Origin of the sequence: Actinomyces massiliensis 4401292, assembly GCF_000269805.1 — a bacterium.
Classification (GTDB): Bacteria; Actinomycetota; Actinomycetes; order Actinomycetales; family Actinomycetaceae; genus Actinomyces; species Actinomyces massiliensis.
This window is the reverse complement of the sequence record NZ_JH711483.1, coordinates 97,768-116,986: the sequence shown is the minus strand read 5'-3', so window position 1 is coordinate 116,986 and position 19,219 is coordinate 97,768. Positions and strand designations below refer to the sequence as shown.

At 66.1% G+C, this 19,219-nt stretch carries 22 protein-coding genes; 11 read left to right on the top strand and 11 right to left on the bottom strand.

The features are described 5' to 3' along the window. The first annotated feature begins 254 nt into the window (after positions 1–254). The 3 genes from W5W_RS0112240 (at position 255) to W5W_RS14995 (ending at position 2,992) form a co-directional block, all read left to right on the top strand. A complete protein-coding gene (locus W5W_RS0112240; RefSeq protein ID WP_017195595.1) occupies positions 255–746 on the top strand; it encodes a hypothetical protein in 492 nt (163 codons plus the stop codon). 100 nt (positions 747–846) lie between these two features. Then, positions 847–1,689: an RCC1 domain-containing protein gene (locus W5W_RS0112235; protein ID WP_017195594.1), complete on the top strand. Its 843-nt coding sequence runs from the start codon at positions 847–849 to the stop codon at positions 1,687–1,689. A gap of 562 nt (positions 1,690–2,251) precedes the next feature. Next, positions 2,252–2,992 (top strand): transposase family protein, encoded by a 741-nt coding sequence (locus tag W5W_RS14995; protein ID WP_017195593.1) that lies wholly within the window; start codon positions 2,252–2,254, stop codon positions 2,990–2,992. Positions 2,993–3,100: 108 nt separating this feature from the next. Here W5W_RS14995 and W5W_RS16220 read toward each other — a convergent pair whose 3' ends face one another. Together W5W_RS16220 and W5W_RS0112220 are read right to left on the bottom strand one after the other, a co-directional pair. Beyond that, on the bottom strand, positions 3,101–3,274 hold the full coding sequence (locus W5W_RS16220; RefSeq protein ID WP_017195592.1) for a hypothetical protein: 174 nt from the start codon (positions 3,272–3,274) through the stop codon (positions 3,101–3,103). A gap of 82 nt (positions 3,275–3,356) precedes the next feature. Next, positions 3,357–4,865 (bottom strand): hypothetical protein, encoded by a 1,509-nt coding sequence (locus tag W5W_RS0112220; RefSeq protein WP_238533345.1) that lies wholly within the window; start codon positions 4,863–4,865, stop codon positions 3,357–3,359. Positions 4,866–5,317: 452 nt separating this feature from the next. On the opposite strand from W5W_RS0112220, the gene W5W_RS0112215 reads away from it, so the two are divergent. Next, positions 5,318–6,721 (top strand): hypothetical protein, encoded by a 1,404-nt coding sequence (locus tag W5W_RS0112215; RefSeq protein WP_029574304.1) that lies wholly within the window; start codon positions 5,318–5,320, stop codon positions 6,719–6,721. Positions 6,722–6,751: 30 nt separating this feature from the next. On the opposite strand, the gene W5W_RS0112210 is transcribed toward W5W_RS0112215, so the two are convergent. The 3 genes from W5W_RS0112210 to W5W_RS0112200 form a co-directional block, all read right to left on the bottom strand. Continuing rightward, positions 6,752–8,407 (bottom strand): MDR family MFS transporter, encoded by a 1,656-nt coding sequence (locus W5W_RS0112210; protein ID WP_274517145.1) that lies wholly within the window; start codon positions 8,405–8,407, stop codon positions 6,752–6,754. Positions 8,408–8,604: 197 nt separating this feature from the next. Beyond that, positions 8,605–9,342, bottom strand: coding sequence for a TetR/AcrR family transcriptional regulator (locus W5W_RS0112205; RefSeq protein WP_017195589.1), 738 nt, complete (start codon positions 9,340–9,342; stop codon positions 8,605–8,607). A gap of 274 nt (positions 9,343–9,616) precedes the next feature. Beyond that, entirely contained in the window at positions 9,617–10,399 is a 783-nt protein-coding gene (locus tag W5W_RS0112200; RefSeq protein WP_238533344.1) for a siderophore-interacting protein, read from the bottom strand. Positions 10,400–10,555: 156 nt separating this feature from the next. Here W5W_RS0112200 and W5W_RS15835 point away from each other — a divergent pair, with 156 nt between their 5' ends. Continuing rightward, positions 10,556–11,128 carry a Fic family protein gene (locus W5W_RS15835; RefSeq protein WP_238533343.1) on the top strand — a complete coding sequence of 191 codons (573 nt, stop codon included), beginning with the start codon at positions 10,556–10,558 and terminating at the stop codon, positions 11,126–11,128. On the opposite strand, the gene W5W_RS0112190 is transcribed toward W5W_RS15835, so the two are convergent. From W5W_RS0112190 to W5W_RS0112180, 3 genes are all read right to left on the bottom strand, one after another. Further along, positions 11,067–11,450: a type II toxin-antitoxin system VapC family toxin gene (locus W5W_RS0112190; RefSeq protein ID WP_029574303.1), complete on the bottom strand. Its 384-nt coding sequence runs from the start codon at positions 11,448–11,450 to the stop codon at positions 11,067–11,069. The two genes, W5W_RS15835 and W5W_RS0112190, sit on opposite strands and share 62 nt — an antisense overlap. Continuing rightward, on the bottom strand, positions 11,447–11,674 hold the full coding sequence (locus tag W5W_RS0112185) for a FitA-like ribbon-helix-helix domain-containing protein (protein ID WP_008731857.1): 228 nt from the start codon (positions 11,672–11,674) through the stop codon (positions 11,447–11,449). Before W5W_RS0112185 ends, W5W_RS0112190 begins: the two co-directional genes overlap by 4 nt. Before the next feature lie 123 nt (positions 11,675–11,797). Further along, positions 11,798–12,628 carry a class I SAM-dependent methyltransferase gene (locus tag W5W_RS0112180; RefSeq protein ID WP_017195585.1) on the bottom strand — a complete coding sequence of 277 codons (831 nt, stop codon included), beginning with the start codon at positions 12,626–12,628 and terminating at the stop codon, positions 11,798–11,800. Between the two features lie 251 nt (positions 12,629–12,879). Here W5W_RS0112180 and W5W_RS0112175 point away from each other — a divergent pair, with 251 nt between their 5' ends. The 6 genes from W5W_RS0112175 to W5W_RS0112150 all read left to right on the top strand — a co-directional run bounded on the left by W5W_RS0112175 (position 12,880) and on the right by W5W_RS0112150 (position 16,429). Then, positions 12,880–13,506 carry an NAD(P)-dependent oxidoreductase gene (locus W5W_RS0112175; protein WP_017195584.1) on the top strand — a complete coding sequence of 209 codons (627 nt, stop codon included), beginning with the start codon at positions 12,880–12,882 and terminating at the stop codon, positions 13,504–13,506. A 137-nt stretch (positions 13,507–13,643) separates the two neighbouring features. Beyond that, complete coding sequence (locus tag W5W_RS0112170) at positions 13,644–14,213, top strand: TetR/AcrR family transcriptional regulator (RefSeq protein WP_029574302.1); 570 nt, start codon at positions 13,644–13,646, stop codon at positions 14,211–14,213. After that, entirely contained in the window at positions 14,210–15,373 is a 1,164-nt protein-coding gene (locus tag W5W_RS0112165; RefSeq protein WP_238533342.1) for an MFS transporter, read from the top strand. Before W5W_RS0112170 ends, W5W_RS0112165 begins: the two co-directional genes overlap by 4 nt. Beyond that, a complete protein-coding gene (locus W5W_RS0112160; RefSeq protein WP_017195581.1) occupies positions 15,370–15,621 on the top strand; it encodes a PEP/pyruvate-binding domain-containing protein in 252 nt (83 codons plus the stop codon). Before W5W_RS0112165 ends, W5W_RS0112160 begins: the two co-directional genes overlap by 4 nt. 106 nt (positions 15,622–15,727) lie before the next feature. Next, positions 15,728–16,003 carry a type II toxin-antitoxin system Phd/YefM family antitoxin gene (locus tag W5W_RS0112155; RefSeq protein WP_008731856.1) on the top strand — a complete coding sequence of 92 codons (276 nt, stop codon included), beginning with the start codon at positions 15,728–15,730 and terminating at the stop codon, positions 16,001–16,003. A gap of 3 nt (positions 16,004–16,006) precedes the next feature. Further along, positions 16,007–16,429, top strand: a complete 423-nt coding sequence (locus tag W5W_RS0112150) for a type II toxin-antitoxin system VapC family toxin (RefSeq protein WP_017195579.1) — start codon at positions 16,007–16,009, stop codon at positions 16,427–16,429. 943 nt (positions 16,430–17,372) lie between these two features. Here the strand turns inward: W5W_RS0112150 and W5W_RS0112145 are convergent. The 3 genes from W5W_RS0112145 to W5W_RS16325 form a co-directional block, all read right to left on the bottom strand. Continuing rightward, the gene (locus W5W_RS0112145) at positions 17,373–17,879 is read right to left on the bottom strand and encodes a hypothetical protein (protein ID WP_154650348.1); all 507 of its coding nucleotides are present in this window, start codon (positions 17,877–17,879) and stop codon (positions 17,373–17,375) included. 324 nt (positions 17,880–18,203) lie between these two features. Continuing rightward, positions 18,204–18,431 carry a toxin-antitoxin system antitoxin subunit gene (locus W5W_RS0112140; RefSeq protein ID WP_008731861.1) on the bottom strand — a complete coding sequence of 76 codons (228 nt, stop codon included), beginning with the start codon at positions 18,429–18,431 and terminating at the stop codon, positions 18,204–18,206. A gap of 147 nt (positions 18,432–18,578) precedes the next feature. Further along, on the bottom strand, positions 18,579–19,211 hold the full coding sequence (locus tag W5W_RS16325) for a hypothetical protein (RefSeq protein ID WP_017195577.1): 633 nt from the start codon (positions 19,209–19,211) through the stop codon (positions 18,579–18,581). Positions 19,212–19,219 lie beyond the last annotated feature (8 nt).

Sequence of the window (19,219 nt, the reverse complement as noted above, 5' to 3'; positions counted from 1 at the left end):
CTGGGCACCGGCACATATCTTCACTATGCTCGAATCCCCAGGATCTGCAGTTATGAGTTCCCAACAAGGGAAGTTCCATGCCTTCCATGCCTTCAATGCCTTCCGCTGAACACCGCAATACCAGCAGCGCCGACGACACCGACAAGACTACGACAAGCGCAGGAGAGCCGTCCCCGGCAGCGCCTCCGCCTCACAGCAGTCCCAGTACCAGCCCCGGCACCCGTCATCCGGAGCACCCGAGGAAACAGTCTCTGATGAATCTGGCCTTGTGGTGCGGAATCCTCGCAATCCCGCTGAGCATCAGCATCGTCTTGGTTGTCATCATCGGAGACGTGATATCCGAGGACAATCCCCTCAGTTGGGTGCCGGGCGCGCTGACGAACCTGGCCCCCGTCGTTCTGGTGATCGGCGTTCTCGCATTCGTGCGCGCGCATGAGCTGCTGCCGCGAGTGCACACGCTTGCGACGGCAGCGACCGCGATCGCCTCGTTCCTCCTCGGCGCCGCCGCACAGGCCTCATGGACGGTCGGCTTCGAGGCGGCACTGCAGGCCCTGAAGCCACCGACGCCATCGCCCACACAGCTGGACCGCGAGCAGAACCACGACACCCCTCTGATCGCACGTCGATCCGACCGGGAATGCACACTTCCGTCGGAGGAGCCCAGTCCCACTCCATCAACCGCGGTTCACCACATGAACGGCGGCTTCTCCCTACCTGCTCGCATTCACCTTCAGACGGGACGGTGAAACTCACCATGCGGGCTGCACGCCCCGGAACGAGAATGAGGCTCGCACCCAGCGCGCAGAAGACAGAAGACAAGACAGAAGTAAGAGGAACATGGGGAACATGGCCGCCATCGCCGCCGGTCCACGGCACTCAGCAGCATGCAGGGGCGATGGGAAGGCCCTCGCCACCGGCGCGCGGGGTCAGGCCGAGCCGGACGTCTCCGCCTGGAGCACGATCGGCGCGGTCGCGGCCGGGAATGTGCATACGGCAGCCAATACGGGAAAGTCCCACACTGTGGGGCTCAAGGCCGACGGCACGGTCGTCGCCACCGGATGGAACGGCGATGGCCAGTGCGAGGTGCAGGCTTGGAGCGGCATCACCGCTATCGCCGCCGGCTGGCGGCGCACGCTGGGAGTTCTCGCCAACGGCGCCGTGATAGCAACCGGCCGGAACGCCGAGGGCCAGTGCGACGTGCACGGCTGGCGCAGAGTCGCCGCCGTTTCCTGCGGCGACTGGCATTCGGTGGCAGTCTGCGTCGATGGCACTGTCCTGGCCACGGGGAACAATCGCCGCCGCCAGTGCGATGTCGGCGATTGGCGGGAGATTGTCGCCGTTTCGGCGGGGTATCTGCACACAGTGGGCCTGCGCGCCGATGGCGCCGTGCTCACCGCCGGGGGAAGCGGCGCCGGCGAGTGCTACACGGCACCGTGGCCAAAGGTGACGGCCATAGCCGCGGGCAGCCGCCACACCGTCGCTCTCCTGCCGGATGGAACCGTTCGCGCAGTCGGGGCCGACTCGCACGGTCAGTGCGAGGTACAGGACTGGCGCAACATCATCGCAATTGCCGCGGGTTCACTCCATACGTTGGGCTTGCGAGAGGACGGCACCGTGGTCGCGGTCGGGAGCAATACGCACGGCCAGTGCGACGTCGAGGAGTGGCGGGACGTTCGCACACCCCGATAGGACCGGCAGGAATAAGGACCGGCAGGAATACCCCAGTGCCCGGCGCATCACACCAGCTGATGCGGCATGCGATTGCGGAGCGCTCGAGTGCCGAACGCCGTGTCGTCGAGGCCATCAGATCGGCCCGACAGTCCGGAATGCCCTGGAATGCCATCGGCGGCTTCGTCGGCACCACGGGAGAAGCCGCTCGGCAGCGTTACACCAGCCTCAGCGACCTGAATCGACCTACATTGGCCGGCCCAAATAGCTGGTTCCGAGATGATACCGGTGACGGCGCGCTGTGCGCCGGTCGCCAATGGTTGTTGAGAGCGGTTTCCGGGGCTGCCGCTGCGTCATCCTCATCCGCGGATTCGCCGTGTCTCGTTGACAGCGGTTGCCGGGGTTGCCGACATGAACTGAGAGGCTTATTCATAGGGGTGTTTAGGGTGTTTTGTTGGTAATAGCGTGTCGCTAAGCAGGGTGGCGGCTTGCTCTTGAGAGAATCTTTGGTGCTTAAGCCAATCCAACCAAGAAGCAAACCGCCATGACGAATAATAGCACGAGAATCCCTCGGTGTGAGGTTATGGGCCTGTGCGAGGCCATTTTCGCCGAGAACCCCGATCTGCCGGTCTTCGGGGCGAGGGTGCTGGGGCTGTTCCTGTGCGTGCGCCTGACCCTGACCTACCTGCGGCACAACCTGCCCCAGGAGCTGCTCGCCGAGCTCTACGGCGTCTGGCAGGCCACCGTCTCCCGCGTCATCAGCACCTACACGCCCCTGATCACCGCATGCCTGAACGGCAGTGTTCCAACGGTGGAGGACCTGGACCCCACGGCCCAGCTGATCATCGACGGCACCCTGCTTCAGTGCTGGTCCTGGAAGGACCACCCCGAGCTGTACTCCGGTAAGCACAAGACCACGGGGCTGAACGTCCAGGTGGCCTGCACCCTCTCAGGGACCCTGGCCTGGATCTCCGACCCCCAGGACGGATGCACGCACGACGCTCAGGCCCTGCGCCGCAGCGGCCTGCTCGACGTCCCCGCCACCGACCTGCCCGACGGGGCGTCACCACCCAGGCATATTGGCGACAAGGGGTACATCGGACTGGGCATGATCACCCCGAAAAGAAAACCCGCAAAACTTCCCCTCCACCCAGACGACAAGGCCTACAACCGGGCCGTCAACCAGATCCGCTACAAGATCGAACGAGTCATCGCCAACATCAAGACCTGGAGAGTCCTGCACACCGGCTACAGAAGACCACCGGAAACCTTCCCGGAAACCATCACCGCAGTCCTCGGACTCATATTCACCTACACCCTATGAATAAGCCTCTGAGTCTTGCCACACGAACGTACTTTTCTCTCATCCTTCTGAGCTCTACCTCCAGAAGGATGAGAGAAAAGCACGTTCACAGCGGAAAAGCCGGCCCAATCAGCCCACGTGGAAGTACCGGGCCACCAGGTCCTCGACCTGAACGCAGCCGTCGGCGATCTCCTCGCGCAACGCCTCATTTCCGTGGCGATAAACTCGGCCGCCCATGCGCCGATAAGGGCCGGTAGACGACACAACCGACTGCGCCAGACCGGCCGCTACCAGCAGCAGCATCGCAGACGAATGCCTCTACAAGCCAAGTCCGTTCACTATGCTCGGCACCGCTCGGTTCTGTTCAATTCTGCAACGCCTGTTACTACCCATAGATGAGAACCCGGGAGTCAGAGGAGAAGACGAGGGAGATGCCTCTATTCCTAGTACCGGCGGTTCCCTCCACCAGCTCGTATGTTCCCTCGACCCCGCTCTCCCAACGCATCTCCTCCGGGATATCCAGACTCCACAGGTCTTTCCCCTCATCGATGCTCTTGGCAGTAACTCTCCCACGAGAGTCACGTGTCATGACGACGCTATCATCATCCTTCAGCTCCCATTCACTGTCACCAATATCAGCCTTCCACATGATCTTGTTGCGACCAGAGCCCGCAGCCCCACTTCGAACTGAGATCATATGTCCACCGGAGGCCAGGACTAGATATTCTCTACCTTGTTCCGATAGGCCCCCGCCCGTTGTTCCACGCACAGCCCCCTCGGCCATCTCAATTCCGTCCGCGAAAGCATTATCCAATCCAGATCCGCGCAGATCGACGAAGTCGTACTCACTTATCTCCCCGTTGAACAATTCCCCAAAGCGCCCTTCCGCATCCACGTATTTCCGGGAACTTAAACCGTCATACAACTGCCCGCCAGCGTCGCCCTTCTTGGATGCCGGCCTCACCTTGTCCGCCGGCGGAGGCGTCGGCACCTCCTCCTCCGGAAGCGGAACTACGCTCAAGACAGGAACATTGCCATAGTGGACGTATGACACGTCCACCTGCCCCCATGCCGCCCCGCACGCCTCATTGCCCGCCACCAGCACAGAGTTGACATCTCGATAAAGCTCCCCGAAACGCTGATCGATAATCTCTCCGGTATCGACTCTCGTCAGGACCATCCACCCGTCGATGACGACGGCGGCCACCACTCCTTCACCCTTTGAACTGGCCTTAGTGTCGGCAGCCTCGAAGCTGGTCACCGAGGCCTCTGCGCACGGGGTCGGCGGCGGCGACCACGGCAGAATGACGGCATGATCCTCACCGCGCAACGGGACCACCTGATAATCCTGGGGCCGACCATCCACCGGCAGGAGGTAAACGACATGATCATCCCCGCTCTTGTCATTCCCGCCCTTTCGAATCCGATAGCTATCAGACGGAAGCGTCGCCAGCTCAGTCACAGTCCCCTCACGCTCAGCAACATCAACGAGCTCACCTCCCGCCACGCACCGGATCCCCCATTCATAAGGCATGCAATACGGCTGAGAGCCGCTCAGCTCGGCCTTCCATCGCACCTGCGCCGTTCCAGCATCCAAAGCGACGATCACGGACGACGCCCCGTCGCTCAAACCGACATAGATCACCGATGAACGAGAATCGCGAAGCATTCTCCTCCCGTCTTGGTCAGACAGGGAAATGACCTGCATCCCCTCCCCATAATCCGAGGCATTGATGTCGAACAGGAGGCTCGGCTCATTGGCGAAAGGGCTCGGCCTGGGCGTGAAGGAGGTTAAGAAGAAGTAAGCCCCGATCACCGGAATAAAGCAGACAACACATATAATAGCCACCCAAAAAATTACCGGACGCCACACTCCATCGCGACTCTCAGTCATTTTTACCGCCTCACCCCTCGCACGCCATTGCGATAGAGGTAGCCCCATAAAACATGGCGATGCTACCTACCGAAAAAACGAGGGGTCAAGGACAGCGCTCCCCATGGACATGCATGAAGAGGGCCAAGAAGACCTAAGGCCCGGGGCACCGCGAGCGCCCCGGAAGCAAATGTAATGTCGGACAATCCCGGGGAACCCCTAGGCACCGGCACATATCTTCACTATGCTCGAATCCCCAGGATCTGCAGCTATGAGTTCCCAACAAGGGAAGTTCCATGCCTTCCATGCCTTCAACGCCTTCCGCCGAACACCGCAATACCAGCAGCGCCGACGACACCGACAAGACTACGACAAGCGCAGGAGAGCCGTCCCCGGCAGCGCCTCCGCCTCACAGCAGTCCCAGTACCAGCCCCGGCACCCGTCATCCGGAGCACCCGAGGAAACAGCCTCTGATGAATCTGGCCCTGTGGTGCGGAATCCTCGCAATCCCGCTGAGCATCAGCATCGTCTTGGTTGTCATCATCGGAGACGTGATATCCGAGGACAATCCCCTCAGTTGGGTGCCGGGCGCGCTGACGAACCTGGCCCCCGTCGTTCTGGTGATCGGCGTTCTCGCATTCGTGCGCGCGCATGAGCTGCTGCCGCGAGTGCACACGCTTGCGACGGCAGCGACCGCGATCGCCTCGTTCCTCCTCGGCGCCGCCGCACAGGCCTCATGGACGGTCGGCTTCGAGGCGGCCGACGCCGGAGACCCCACTCCGACCTTCGGCAACCTCTTCCTACCACTTTGCCTGACGTCCTGGGGCGTGGGAGCGGTGGCGATCGCGATCGCCTTCGACGGCGTCGTCGGCAAGCGGCTGCATCCTGCGGCGCGCACAGCGCTGGGGGCCGGGGCGGGCCTGATCCTGGCTCCGGTCGGACTCACGATCACCATCACCCCGTTCACGGTCACCGCCGTTTCTACAGCGCTTGTCGTCATCGCCATTGTCTACAAGTCGCGCCCATTCCCGACGCGCGCCTTCTTCTCGACGCCTCCCTTCCCACCGAGCACGCATCCCCGTTCAGGGCCTGCCGCCGGCGGGCCCCCATTCCCGCCCCCGGGGCACTCGGCCAGCGCGCCCGCGTCCCCACCGTCATCAATCACACCGCCGATCATGCACTCCGCGCCGTTCTCGGGGCCGCTCTCGGGACAGCCCATGGAGCCGGCTCCGGCCCTCCCCTCGCCTCCGCCCGCAGCGCCACGCACACCGGTGAGCGCCACCACGTCTCCCGTGTCTCCCGCGCCTCCCATGCCTCACACACCCAGGTCTGCGATAAGAAGTCGAAGCATGCGTGTGCTGGGCGTCTGCGCCGCCGTTCTCGGACTGGCAGCGACCAGCTGCGTCGTCAAGGACATAATCGCAACGGGAGGAGAAGGATCGCAGCTTCTCGCGATAGGCATGCAGATCGGATTCCTGGGAATTCTGCCCCTGCTCGCGGCGAGTGGATTGTACTTCTCCGAGAATTCTCCATATTCGCCCGTGCACACCTGGGGACCGGTCGTCCTGATAGTCCTATCCGTCGCGGGAGCAGCAACCGCATGTCGGGAGGTTCCCTTCTCCGGCCAGATCACACCGGGGATCGCCGCCTCGGTCCTCTGCAGCGCGGCCGCGATCGCCTGGGTGATCATCCGCAGAATGAATCTGCCCCTAGCGCCGCGCATCGCCCTGGGAATCATCGCGGGACCGACCATCGCGGTAGTGGCGATGCCCATGTTCCCCGCAGTAGCGGTCATTCCCCTTGTTGGCGGACTCATGATGGCCTGCCAGCGGCCCCGGGCGCATCTCCCGCAGGAAACCCGCCCGGCAACCGGTTGACCCCCGACTACCCCGACGACCCCCGGCCGCTCACTGACTGGACACTGACTCGGCTTCGGCCTCGGCTGACCCGGCTGACTCAGCCTCGGCCACCTGCTCCATGCCGGTCTTGCGGGACAACGGCACCTCCGGCAGGAAGAGGCCGATGACCGCGGTGACCACGAACAACGGGATCATCCAGCCGAAGATCGGCAGCAGGGCATCGGCATAGGAGCTCGCCACGGCGTCGTGCAGCGCGGTGGGCAGCTGATTCACCAGGGCGGGTGTGAGTGAGGAGGTGTCGGCGTCCTGGAACTTGGCCAGGGCGGCGAGCACGGCCGGGTCCGAGCTGCGGGCCAGATCCCCGATCCGTTCGGTGAGGTGGGAGGTCAGGCCGGAGGAGAAGGCCGCCCCGATCAGGGAGGCGCCGAGCGAGACCGCCACCTCGCGGAAGAAGTTGTTGCCGCTGGTGGCCGTGCCCAGGTGCCGGGCGGGGACGGCGTTCTGGACCACGGTGATCAGCAGCTGGAAGAACAGCCCGATTCCCGCGCCCATGACGAAGGTGGCCGCGGAGACCTGCCACACGGCGGTGGAGGTCGTCAGCCGGAAGAGCCAGAAGGAGGCGCCCGCCGCCATCAGGCTGCCCACCACCGGGTAGATGCGGTAACGGCCGTTGCGGGAGACCAGGATGCCGGAGAGGATCGAGGAGGCGAGCATGCCGAGAGTGATGGGCACCAGAAGCAGTCCGGAGGCGGTGGCCGAGTACCCGTAAACCATCTGCAGGTAGGTGGGCAGATAGCTCAACACGCCGATCATCCCGCCCATGGCGAGCATGCCCACAATGGTTGAGATGACGAAGGTGCGGTTGATCAGGATCGGCCACGGCAGAATCGGGTCGGCGGCGCGCGATTCCACGAAGGCGAAGAGCCCCCAGCAGATCAGACCCGCAACCCCCAGGATGATGATGACAGGGCTGGTCCAGGCGTACTCGTTGCCTCCCCAGGTCGCCATGAGGACAATGGCCACAGCACCGGCATTCAAGAGAATCAGGCCCCACCAGTCGATCTTCTCGGTCAGCGGGCGGGTGGGCAGGCGCAGCACGATGGCGACTGCGATGAAGGCCAGGATGCCCAGCGGCAGGTTGATCCAGAAGGTCCAGCGCCAGGAGACCGAGTCGGTCAGCCAACCGCCCACGATCGGCCCCAGGATGGAGGCGATGCCGAACATGGCGCCCATGGGGGCCATGTAGGTGCCGCGCACGCGCGGTGGGATGAGGTCACCGGTGATCGCCTGGGAGGAGATCATGAGGCCACCGCCGCCCAGGCCCTGGATGGCCCGGTAGATGATGAGCTGCATCATCGAGGTAGCGGTGCCGCACAATGCCGAACCCACAAGGAACAGGCCGATGGCCACCAGGAAGAGATTCTTGCGGCCCACCAGGTCGCCGAGCTTGCCGTAGACGGGCATCCCCACGGTGATGGCCAGCGTGTAGGAGGTCAGGATCCAGGCCATGTGCGCGGCGCCGCCGAGGTCGCCCACGATGGTGGGCAAGGCGGTGCCGACGATCGTCTGGTCCATGGCGGACAGGAACATAACCACCAGCAGGGAGGCGTAGACCGCCCAGAAGCGGCGGTCGGGGTGGAAGTCGCCTCCCACCTCGGCCGGTTGTGCGTCAGTGCTCTCCGACGCGGTTACAGGTTGAGTCACAAGTCGTGCCTTTGCGTGTTGAAGGGGCGGAATGGTTTGAGAAATCTGGAGCTGTCCCGGTGGCCCGCTGACCGGGGCGGGGCGGCTGAGCGGCCGGGACTAGACGGGACCGGCCGGGACCGGATGGTGCCGAATGGAGCGGCGAGTCAGTGGCTGGTGACTGGCCGCCGGCTGCCCGGCGGCTGCCCAATGAGCGGCTACTGGGAGGTCGGGGCGATGATCTCGCCGATGGCGGCAGTCACGGCGCGAACGGCGTCGGCCAGACTGAGGATCGGGTCGGACTGCTCGCCAACCGATGCGGCGGCCTGCTCATGGCACCCCCCGCTCCGGCCGCTTCTAGTGCCGGGCCCGTCCGGGATGCCGGCCTGCCGGCCGTCCGCTATGCCATCCGCCGGGCCGTTGGCGCCATCGTCGGCGTCGCAGGAGGCGGCCCACATGCGGATCGCGGCCTTCTGCACCGCGCTGGACAGCGCCAGCACGGCCCGCACCTGGGGGGCGGAGGAGGGCAGCCCCAAGCGCCTGGAGGCGGCGTCCTCCAGAACACGCTCGACAGCCTGGAAGCGCTCGTGCACGGCGCGCTCCACCTCGGGGTTGTCGCGCACGATCTGGGGGAAGGCCATGAGCCAGGCGCGCTCGGGCTCCAGGGCCTGCGCGCCGGAGATCAGCAGCGCGCCGAGGTCCTCCAGGAGGGGGCCGCCGCCGGCGACGAAGGCCTCGATCGCCTCGGGCTCAGGGGTCTCGGGGCCGATGACGAGGAGCTCGGCCTTGGAGGAGAAGTGGTTGAAGACGGTGCGCCGCGAGACTCCGGCGAGAGTGGCGACGTCGTCGATCGTCATGGCGGCGTAGCCGCGCTCACGGGTCAGCGCCAGGGCGGCCGCCCGAATGGCGGCACGAGTCCGCCGCGTGTGGGCGGCGCGCAGGTCGGTTCGAGTCACGACCCCAATCATGCACTCGGTGCAGTGTTGCACAAAGTGCAGGGGCCGAGAAGTCGGTCACGGACCAGGGCACCTCGAATCGGGCGGATAGCCGAACCATGTCCAAAACGGAGGAGATCAAGGCGATCCAACCTTCTCCATCTGCCGGACACACCAGGCCGAATCGCACAAAAGCACCCCCACACCCCGATCCCCCTACCTGATCTCCTCCACTTTGGACATCCCACTACTCACACCGCCAGCAGCGCGGGCCAACCAGCTGGGTCTGACTGCGCTATTCCGCCTCATGAGCGGCGTTGAGTTCATCCAGAAGGCGCGACTTACCCAGAGCCCGCCCCCGCATCCAGTAGGCCTGGGCGTGGAGGGCGGCCTTACCCAGACCATGCTCACGCTTGAGAATGCCCTTAGCGCGCCGGGTGGCGAGGGATTCGGCGCCGATCCAGGCGAACCAGCCGGACCAGTCGCGTCCGTCGATGGCCTGGGCCAGGCCCTGGCCATCGGGGAGCTCATCGACCCAGGCGGCCGTGACGCGGGAGCCGCTGGGCAGCGGGAGGCCTTCGTCGAGCGGTGAGTGGCGCTCCAGGTAGACCACGAGCGGGGTGTCGTCGGGCACGGCGGCGGCGATCGAGGTGATGGCCGGGTAGGAGGTGAGGTCGCCCAGGAGGAGGTAGCCGGCCGGGGGCGGGTCGAGGAGGGTGAAGGGCTGGGCTCCGAAGCGCTGGGCGACGAGCTCCTCGCCGACCTCGCACCTGGAGGCCCAGTAGGAGGCCGGCCCCATGGGGTGGTGGAGGACGAAGTCGATGGCGAAGGTGCCGGCCTGCGGGTCGGGATCCACCAGGGTGTAGCCGCGCTGATTGAGAGTGGAGGGGTTATCGGGGTTGGGGAACCACAGGCGGATCCAGGAGTCGGGATGGAGAGCGCCGTCGCGCAGCAGAGTGCCGGAGCGGAAATGGATGCGCACGAAGTGCTCGGCCAGCTGATCCCTGCCGCTGACGGTGACGACGTGCTCCTTGGCGCCGAGCACGCGCAGCACAGCTCCCTGAAACCCCTTGCCCACAGCATCCCCTTCAGATCGTTAAGGTAAGTCTCAGCATACTTCAGGGCGCCGACATCAAAGAACGCGAGGTCGCACGCATCGCGAGCCGCGCGGGCCGTCGCCCACAACGTCACCGCCGTCAAGGACGCGACAGAGCATCTGGCCGCCGCCCCGGCGGTGACCATCAATGGACTATTGGCGCTCCACCGCAGCCTGCTCCCCGATTCGCCGGAGCATCACGGTATCCGGGAGGCGCAGAATTGGCTCGGAGGATCCTCTTACCACCCTTTAGAGGCAGACTTCATCCCGCCACCTCCCGAACTGGTGCCAGCACTGCTGGACGACCTCATGGCATACCTCAACAGCGCCGCCCACGCCCCGCTCATCCAGGCCGCGCTCGTGCACGCCCAGTTCGAGACGATCCACCCCTTGCGGGCGGACTCTGCGGCTTCGCGTATTCTGTCGGGCCTGCCGGGCACACCGGTGTTGACGATCCAGACGGCGTCGAGAATCTACGGGGTATCGCGGACCGCGGCGTCCCGAGGTCTGGAGACCTTGAGGTCCGCCGGTATTCTGACGACCGAATCCATCGGAGCGAATAGACGGGCCTACACGGCACGCAGCGTGCTGGACACGATCACATGGGCGGAGCGCCGCTTGGCCGGCACGCGCTTCGACACCCGCACACTCAGGCATAGACCACGACCTCGACATGATGCCCGCCGGCATCCAGTTTCCGATCACAGGTGACGAGCGGGGCTCCCAGCCCTTCTGCCAGCGCCAGGTACATGGCGTCGTAGCTGGTGTACTGAGTGCGCAGCGCCCATACGCGATCGGCGAGGAGCACGGCCTCGTACCGGGTGATAACGAGATCGGCATAGCTGCGGCGAGCACTCTCGGCAGCCTCAAGGGGCAGGACTCCTCCGAGAACCATGCCGCGCAGGGCGGAGAGGACCTCAACATCAAGGATATGGGGAGCCGCGAGATCCCCCGCAACCGCATCAAGGAGGGCCGGGCCGGGATCCCGGCCCACCAGTACTTGGATTATCGCTGAAGCGTCGATGACGATCATCCGCGTCCCGCGCGGACGGCTTGGACGACCTGCACCGCAGTGGGGCCGCCAGAGCGGTCCTGGTTGCGCAGACCCCGCACAATCTGCTCGTTCGTGGGCCGGGAGGCGACGCGGGAGAGCTGCGCAGCGACATACGCCGACAGCGAGACCCCTTCAGCAGCCGCCCGCGCCTTGAGCTCGTCGGCCACATCATCTGGAACATCGCGGATGTACAGTGTCGCCACACCCAGATGCTAGCACAATGCTTGCACCTCACCCCTGTTCCGCGCGCAATCCCCAAAGCTCCGACAGGCGCACCTCTATCTACCGTCAGGCGGACCATAGGAAGGAAAGGGGTGGCTCAGCCATCAGCCCGCCGGATCCGGCTGAGCGAAATCGACAACGACCTCGTACAGGGCCTCGCCCTGTCTCATGGCGGCGAAGCCGTCGCGCACCGCTTGCGGGAGCATTGTCGGATCAAGGGCATAGGAGGACAGGTCGAAGGCGACCCGCACATCGCTGACGACCTCACTCCAGGTGCTCGGCGCATATGGATCGGCGACGCGGAAGGGCATGGGGGCGGCGTCGATCCCGCACTCCCGCACCGCCCGCTCACTGGCCGCGACCATCTCGGGGGACTCGGCGTCATAGACGAGACGGCCACCCGGGAAGCGCCGGGCCATGGCATCAACGAGCCCGCTGACCTCAGCATTCTCCAGGAAGTAGAAGACGCCGGAGGCGACGGCGATCAGACCATGACTCGCATCGACCTCATCCATCCAGCGGTAGTCGGTCAGGGAGAAGGGAAGATCGCGCTCGCGCTCGTGGGGCTCCATCCAGGCGCCGCGGGCCCCCAGGACCTCCGGGAAGTCGAGGTTGTAGACGATGGCGCCGCCATCAGCACTGCCGACCTCATCGATCAGGCGGTCGAGCCCGCAGCCGAGGTCGACGACGGCGGCGCCCGGATGATCGCCCAGATAGTGGCGGATCTCGGTGACGGCAGCCAGGTGGCGCAGGGCGTAGATCGCCGCGGGCATCTCCCCCATGTCCTTGTTCTGGATGTCGGGGCGGTCCGCTTCGGCCAGTGCGACTACGCGCTCGGACCACGGATCCTTGAAGCAGGTCGGCCAGGTGCGCGCGGCCCGGGCGCGCCCCAGCAGGGGAAAGAAAAGCGTCTCCTGAACGTCATTATTGCACATAGTTCTCATTATAGAGAGTGCGATGGACGCGCAGCCCGACAGGCCCGACAGGCTTGACGAGCCCGACAACGGCCACCGGACATTGAAGAACCGCGAACCCCGACGAACCAACCCGGCGCCGGCACCCATTCCCATCCACTCTGCAGTTGCACATCCGCCACCCTCCCGTCCGCACGCCGCCACTGCGCGCGGACGACAATCGCCCGCTAGGCTGACCACCGCAGCTCGCACGAGACGATGGAGTTACGAGCATGAAGGTACTGCTTCTCGGCGCCACCGGCCCGACCGGAGGCCACGTTCTGGCGCACGCACTTGAGGCGGGAGACACCGTCTCCGCCCTCGCACGCCGCCCTGAGGCGCTGGCCGCCCTCAAGGACCGGATCACCATCTTCCAGGGGGACGCCACCTCGGTTGACGATGTCGCCCGCGCCGCGGAGGGGCAGGATGCGGTGATCGCCGCTCTTGGACGCGGGAGCTCTCTGCGCCCGGAGGGGCTTTTCACCGGCTCCGCCAGGGCCGTCGTCGAGGCGATGACACGAGCGGGGGTGAAGCGACTGGTCTGGCTGTCCTCCTACGGTGTGGGCGAGACGATCAGGACCGCCTCGCCGTTGCAGCGCCTGATGTACCGCACCGTCCTGCGCAGCACCTACACCGACAAGGCCGCGTCCGAGCGAACCCTGCGCGCCAGCGACCTGGAGTGGACCATCGTCTACCCCACCACCCTGACGAACAAACCGGCACGGGGCGCCTATCGCGCCGCCGAGACCATCCGCATGAAGGGGATGCCGAGCATCAGCCGGGCCGACGTCGGCAGCTTCCTGCACAAGGCGGCCCACGACTCCGAGTGGATCCGCCGGGACGCGGTCATCACCGACTGAACCGAAGCGCACACGGACGCGCGAGCGCTTGACCAGAAGACGGAAGCACAGCACCTCCAGAGCAGCAAACAACCATCTCAAAATTTGACCAGAGTCAGATCTTGACCATGGTCAGATTCTGCGAGCACACTGCTGCCATGAGCGATCGTGTCGCCCGACGGCGAGCGCAAACCCGGGAACGCATTTTCATCGAGGCGATGCGATTGTTCGCCGAGCGCGGCTTCGACCGGGTCACGGTCGCCGACATCACCGAGGCCGCCGACGTCGGCAAGGGCACCTTCTTCACCCACTTCCCCTCCAAGCGGGACGTCTTCCGCTACCTGGGCGAGCAGGTCAGCGAGGTCATAGCTGACGCCGCCGCGAAGGAGGGCACCGCTGAGGAACGGCTCCACCGAGTCATGCGAGCCGCTGGGCAATGGCTCGAGGCCCACCCCGAACCGGCCCGGCAGATGGCCAAGGCCCGGGCCTTCACCCTGTCCGACCTGGGATCCGCCAACCAGCAGCGCCTCCAGCGAGCCCTGGCCGAGATCCTCACCGAAGGGCAGAAACGCGGCGAACTGCGCGAGGTACCCATCGCCGACGCGGTCATGGCCCTGCAGTGCAACTACTTCGCATGCGTCCTGCTATGGGCCGCCGACCCGGGTGGACGCCCCCTGACCGACCGCCTGCGCGCCTCCCTGGACATCACCCTCAACGGCCTGACATGAGTACCAGGAATACCCATCGCACTCTGACGGCAACAGCCTCCGGCATGGCGGCGTCGGGCATCATGCAGACCCTCCTGGCCAACGCCACGCCCCGTATCGTCGACGAGCTGGCCGTCCCCGAGCTCTACGGCCTGGTCGCCGGCAGCTACCTGATCGCCTCCACCGTCACCCTCCCCCTCTTCGCCCAGTACGCCGACCGGCTCGGTCCGCAGCGGATCTTCGTCATCGGTCATCTCTGCTTCGTCATCGGCACCATCGCCATGGTGCCGGCTCCGAGCATGCCCGCCTTCATCGCGGCCCGGATCATGCAGGGCGTCGGGGCGGGAGCCATCGCCCCCGCGGCCCTCGCGTCGCTCGGTCTGCTCCTGGACGAGCAGGCCAGGGCCCGGGCCTTCTCCCAGCTGGCCGTTGCTCAAGTAGTGGCGAACGTCGTCGGCGGGCCGATCGGAGGCTGGTTCACCGACGGCCCGGGCTGGCGCCCAGGCCTGCTCACGGTGCTTCCGCTGTCGCTGACCTCTCTTCTGCTGGCGACCAGTCTTCCCACGGCCGAGGCACCACCGCAGTGGTGGCGGGTTAGCCTGCGAGAGCAGTTCGACCTGTGGCGCATCCGATCACTGCGGCGCCTCGCAGGAGTCGCAGCACTGGTCGGGATGGTCTCGTTGGGTCTGCTCACCTATGCGCCGCTGGTCCTGCAATCGCTTCACGGCCTCAAGGCGACGACGGCCGGCTGGTTGCTGGCGCCGGCACTGGTCGGCATCGGGCTGGGGACGGCCACGTCCGGTCGCCTCACCGACCACCGCTGGACGCGGCCCGTCAGCTGGGCACTGGCGACCTGTTGTCTGCCGCTGGTCCTGCTCCCCCACCTGGGAGTCGTCGCAATAGCCCTCATGGGGGCGGGTGTCGGCATCGGCATCACGTTCCCACTCCTGCTGCTCGACATCCAGACCGCTGCTCCGCACGATCGCCTCGCCCAGGCCGGAGCCATGGCCCAGCTCGGCCGTAATGCAGGGGCGGGCCTCGGGGTGCCCGCACTCAGCCTGTGGCTGCTCGCCGGGATGCCGACGAGCCGGGCCCTGGCAACCGTCTTCCTCACCATGAGCCTAGCCGCAGTCATCGGCCTAGCAGCAGCCCTCCGCCATCGGAGCAAGGAGTCAGCATGATCATCGACCTGGAAGCGGTTCGGGCGACCGATATTCCGCGCGTGGGCGGCAAGGGGGCGAACCTTGGGGAGCTGATCGCCGCCGGCCTGCCCGTTCCGGGCGGCTTCTGCGTGACGGCCGACGCCTCCTTCGCCGGCCAGCAGCAGACCATCCTGGGCCTGGTGGGAGCGGATGCCGTCCTGGAGGCGATCCGCCAGTACTGGGCGTCCCCGGAACAACCACGCGCATCGCCGACGGCGCGCACCTGAGCGTGGACGGGACGGCGGGGCGGGTGGCGCATCTTTCCTGACGGGAATGCGCTGCTCGCCCCGCCGCACCGGCCACGATGTCAGACACAGGTAGTACACTCAGGCCATGCGTATGGTGACCAAACGGGAGCTCAACCAGAACACGGCCGCCGTCCTCCGGGAAGTCACAGCCGCCGAGGATGTCATCGTCACCGAGCGGGGAGCGCCTCGGTGGCGGCTCAGCATCGTCACCGACGACGGTCCGCTATCCCGCCTGAAGCGAGCTGGCCTGTACACACCCCCGGCAACGGAACCGGCGCCCTGGCCGACTGCACCGGCCGAACCGGCCTACACCGCCGAGCAAGTAGCAGCCCTACTCGAGGACTCGCGAGGGGACCGCTGAACAGTGGAGGTCATCTACCTGGACTCCTCCGCCGCTCTGTATGCGGTTCTCAACGTTCCCCAGCGATCGGCCCTGCACCGCTGGATGGCGACGTCGGGAGCGCTCCACGTGTCATCACGTCTGCTGCGCACCGAAGTCGTCCGAGTCCTGCGCCGCGAAGGCATTCCAATATCCCAGGCCACCCCTCTGCTCGACCGAGTAGGCCTGCTGGACATCACACGAGAGGTTCACCGCGCCGCCGAAGACATCAGGCCTCACGTCAAGACGCTCGACGCCCTACACCTGGCGACCGCAGTGACTCTGGAAAGGACTCTGGATACGCCCCTCACCATCGCCACCCACGACAAGACGATGACAGCGGTCGCCCATCAGCTGGGCCTCAGAACGGTTGATCCTGTCACGCACGGCGATCCGCCCCAGGCCTGAAGACTGATCCTCGCCCGAGCTCGGCGGCCTCCGCGCCCTCCGCTACTCCCGCCCCCCGCCTCCACGGCTCCGGCGGCTCCAGCGGCTCCCCCCTCGTCGAGATCGGTCGTATTCCGCGTCGAGATCGGTTCACTTCCGGCTCGAAATCGGTTCTAAGCGCCGGCCTGACGCCCGTCAGGTGCCGTTTCGCCGCCACCGGCGGCGCGCCAGCCTCAGGGCAGCCGTCGAGATGACCAGCTCCGGGGCAGCAGGGACGACCGGCGGGCGCCCGCAGGTCTCGCGGACCGATCTCGGTGCGGAACCTCGGGCCGGGGCACGACCGACCCCGGCGAGGAGGTCGTGCGGAGGTCGTGGGGAAGAGAGGCGCAAGCAGGCACAGCATCCGGGAAGCTGCTCGGAACGTGAAAGTACCTTCCTAACATCAACGTACCTTTCTCCCGTCCTTCTGGGGGCAGAGCTCAGAAGGACGGGAGAAAGGTACGTTCACGCGACGAAGCTCCGTCCACGTCGTCAGCCGTCATTGACGCCCGGAGTGCGGCTCGCGCCGCCGGCCAGCACCGGCCCGGGATCACTCATCTGGGCGAGTGATCCCGATTCCGGGAGCGTCCTGTCTCTCCAGGTTCGCGCGGTCGCACCTTAGTCGTACGACCGCGTACGCCTAGCCTACGACCGAGAAAGACGCGACCCGGCGGGGGCAGGACCATGGGAAAAAGCCTCACTGTCCCGGGAGCGCCCGTGCCCGGTGGGTGCGTCGGACCGATCTCGGTGCGGAAGTGAACCGATCTCGAGCCGGAGTACGACCGATCTCGACGAGGGAGCCGCGGACTCGGTCCACCCCTTGAAAGCGATCGTTCAGCTGGAGGGCAACTGGCACCCCAGTCCGATGCGATCGGGCTCGTCAAGCAGTCGCCGCACGGGGAGTTGGGTGCGCAGACGCGCCCCGTCAGCCCAGCGTCGTGGCGATCCTCGTGACCTGGCGAGGTGCTCCCCGGCGCTGAGCGGTGCTCCCCGAGGCCACCAGTCCGGTGCCGTCGTCGGCGAACCGGTACTCGTGGACGGTGCGCGACCAGTCGTGCCGTTCGACCGGTCGCCGTCGAATCGCCGCCAGCAAGTCGCAGGCCTTGACGGCCTGGTCCGTGATCGACCCGGTGAACGTCTGCGGCGGGAATGTCGGGCGGTTGGATTCAAGACTGAAGAGCTGGTTGTGAAGACTGCCGACGGTGGTGCGCACCCCGTCGAAGTAGGCGCCGACGGTCAGTACCACGCACTCGTCCGCGACCAGGTCGAACCAGGCAAGGCACCGTCCTTCTGCAGAAGACTCGTCCATGCCGTCGTACCAGTCGTCGGGCGCCAGGCAGAGCCCTTTGAGGTCGGCCGGAAGAGCAGCACGCACGACCGCGATCCATGCGGCCTCCATCGGCACCAGCTGTTTAGTCATGTCAACGCTCACGAGCAGAGTCTACCGATCCGGAGCCGCCGTACCCCTCTCCGAGCTGACGCTGGACGGCGACAATGCCGGCTTGTCGGCGCGGTTCCTCGGGATGCGGGCGGGGCAGTGGTCAACATCTCTTCGTCACCCGGCTTGAACCGGGCGACGGCGGCCGGGCCCCAACCCGCCTGCTCACGGCCCGGGCCACCACCCCAGCGGGAACATCCAAAGCGGTTCCGACCTCCGACGCCCGGCGAAGCAGGGCACGAACCCTGGCATCGCCCCGCTCGAGTGCGAGCAACGCCCCCGCGTCCAGAGTCAGACCAGCGACATCGTCGCCCTTTGTCATTCCAGACCCAGTGCCTTGTCAGCCCACGCAAGATCGTCCGCGCTCACAGGACCGAGCTCTCGATCGAGGTCGTCCAGAAGTCGCTCAAGACTATCCTCGCGCTCAGCACGAGCAACCGCCGTACCGATGAAGCCCGAGACCGATGCCGCCCTGCCCCGCTCAACAGCATGACGAATCGAGTCAACCTGTGCGTCCGGGAGACTCACCGCTATCTTCCGAGTCATACCAGGATCATGCTCGAAGAGCGCCCCGGATAGTGCGAGCAGCCTCCGCAGCGGGAGGAGTCGCCTAGCCCGCTCTACGAATCAACCGCCCCGACTCGGGACGGGCCTGCAGCCTCGGTAAAGTCGGTTGATAGGCGCCGAATCATGTCAGTGGCGCTCGATACACTCCCCGACATGCGCACCTTCTCGCATGGTTCGACTCTCACCGATGGCGGCCTGGCCCTGGACCTGGCCCCCGCGCTCACCCCCGCCGGCCTGGTCGATCATCCCGGGTTCTTCCACGGTTTCGCCACGCATCCGGTCGTGGTCACCCGCTCGCTGCTGGTCCTGGCCGATATCGCCGCCACCCGTTACTTCCGCCCCACTCCCGCGGGCATGCGCGACCCCATCCTGACTGCCAACGGAGATCGTCTGCGAGCCGAGTGCTTCTCCGCCTGCAACGGGGTGCTGGCCCGCCTCGACCTCCTGGCCTCCGGGCTCGACGGCGGTCAGATCGACCACGGCACCACCAATGTCGACATCGGTCCGGCCATGCGGCGGGCCCTCGCCCGGGTGCCGCGCGGCGAGCTGCTGCACCTCGACGTCGGCACCGACCGGCTGCGCGCCTCCACCCCGGCCGAGTCGGTCGAGGAGCGCCGCGTGCAGATGCCCGACAGCTGGGTGCGGGCCCTGGGCAACGCCGCCGAGCTGACGCAGCCCCCTGGTCGAGCGCTTCAGCGTCGGTGCCGCCGCTGCACGCCGCTTCGTGCAGGCACTCCCCCGCTCCGGCGCGACGCGCACGGATCAGG

Bases quoted from the DNA above. Each gene is read 5' to 3' on its own strand.
- W5W_RS0112240 (WP_017195595.1), top strand. From the start codon at position 255: ATGAATCTGGCCTTGTGGTGCGGAATCCTCGCAATCCCGCTGAGCATC.
- W5W_RS0112235 (WP_017195594.1), top strand. From the start codon at position 847: ATGGCCGCCATCGCCGCCGGTCCACGGCACTCAGCAGCATGCAGGGGC.
- W5W_RS14995 (WP_017195593.1), top strand. From the start codon at position 2,252: ATGGGCCTGTGCGAGGCCATTTTCGCCGAGAACCCCGATCTGCCGGTC.
- W5W_RS16220 (WP_017195592.1), bottom strand. From the start codon at position 3,274: ATGCTGCTGCTGGTAGCGGCCGGTCTGGCGCAGTCGGTTGTGTCGTCT.
- W5W_RS0112220 (WP_238533345.1), bottom strand. From the start codon at position 4,865: ATGACTGAGAGTCGCGATGGAGTGTGGCGTCCGGTAATTTTTTGGGTG.
- W5W_RS0112215 (WP_029574304.1), top strand. From the start codon at position 5,318: ATGAATCTGGCCCTGTGGTGCGGAATCCTCGCAATCCCGCTGAGCATC.
- W5W_RS0112190 (WP_029574303.1), bottom strand. From the start codon at position 11,450: ATGATCGTCATCGACGCTTCAGCGATAATCCAAGTACTGGTGGGCCGG.
- W5W_RS0112180 (WP_017195585.1), bottom strand. From the start codon at position 12,628: ATGTGCAATAATGACGTTCAGGAGACGCTTTTCTTTCCCCTGCTGGGG.
- W5W_RS0112175 (WP_017195584.1), top strand. From the start codon at position 12,880: ATGAAGGTACTGCTTCTCGGCGCCACCGGCCCGACCGGAGGCCACGTT.
- W5W_RS0112170 (WP_029574302.1), top strand. From the start codon at position 13,644: ATGAGCGATCGTGTCGCCCGACGGCGAGCGCAAACCCGGGAACGCATT.
- W5W_RS0112165 (WP_238533342.1), top strand. From the start codon at position 14,210: ATGAGTACCAGGAATACCCATCGCACTCTGACGGCAACAGCCTCCGGC.
- W5W_RS0112160 (WP_017195581.1), top strand. From the start codon at position 15,370: ATGATCATCGACCTGGAAGCGGTTCGGGCGACCGATATTCCGCGCGTG.
- W5W_RS0112155 (WP_008731856.1), top strand. From the start codon at position 15,728: ATGCGTATGGTGACCAAACGGGAGCTCAACCAGAACACGGCCGCCGTC.
- W5W_RS0112140 (WP_008731861.1), bottom strand. From the start codon at position 18,431: ATGACTCGGAAGATAGCGGTGAGTCTCCCGGACGCACAGGTTGACTCG.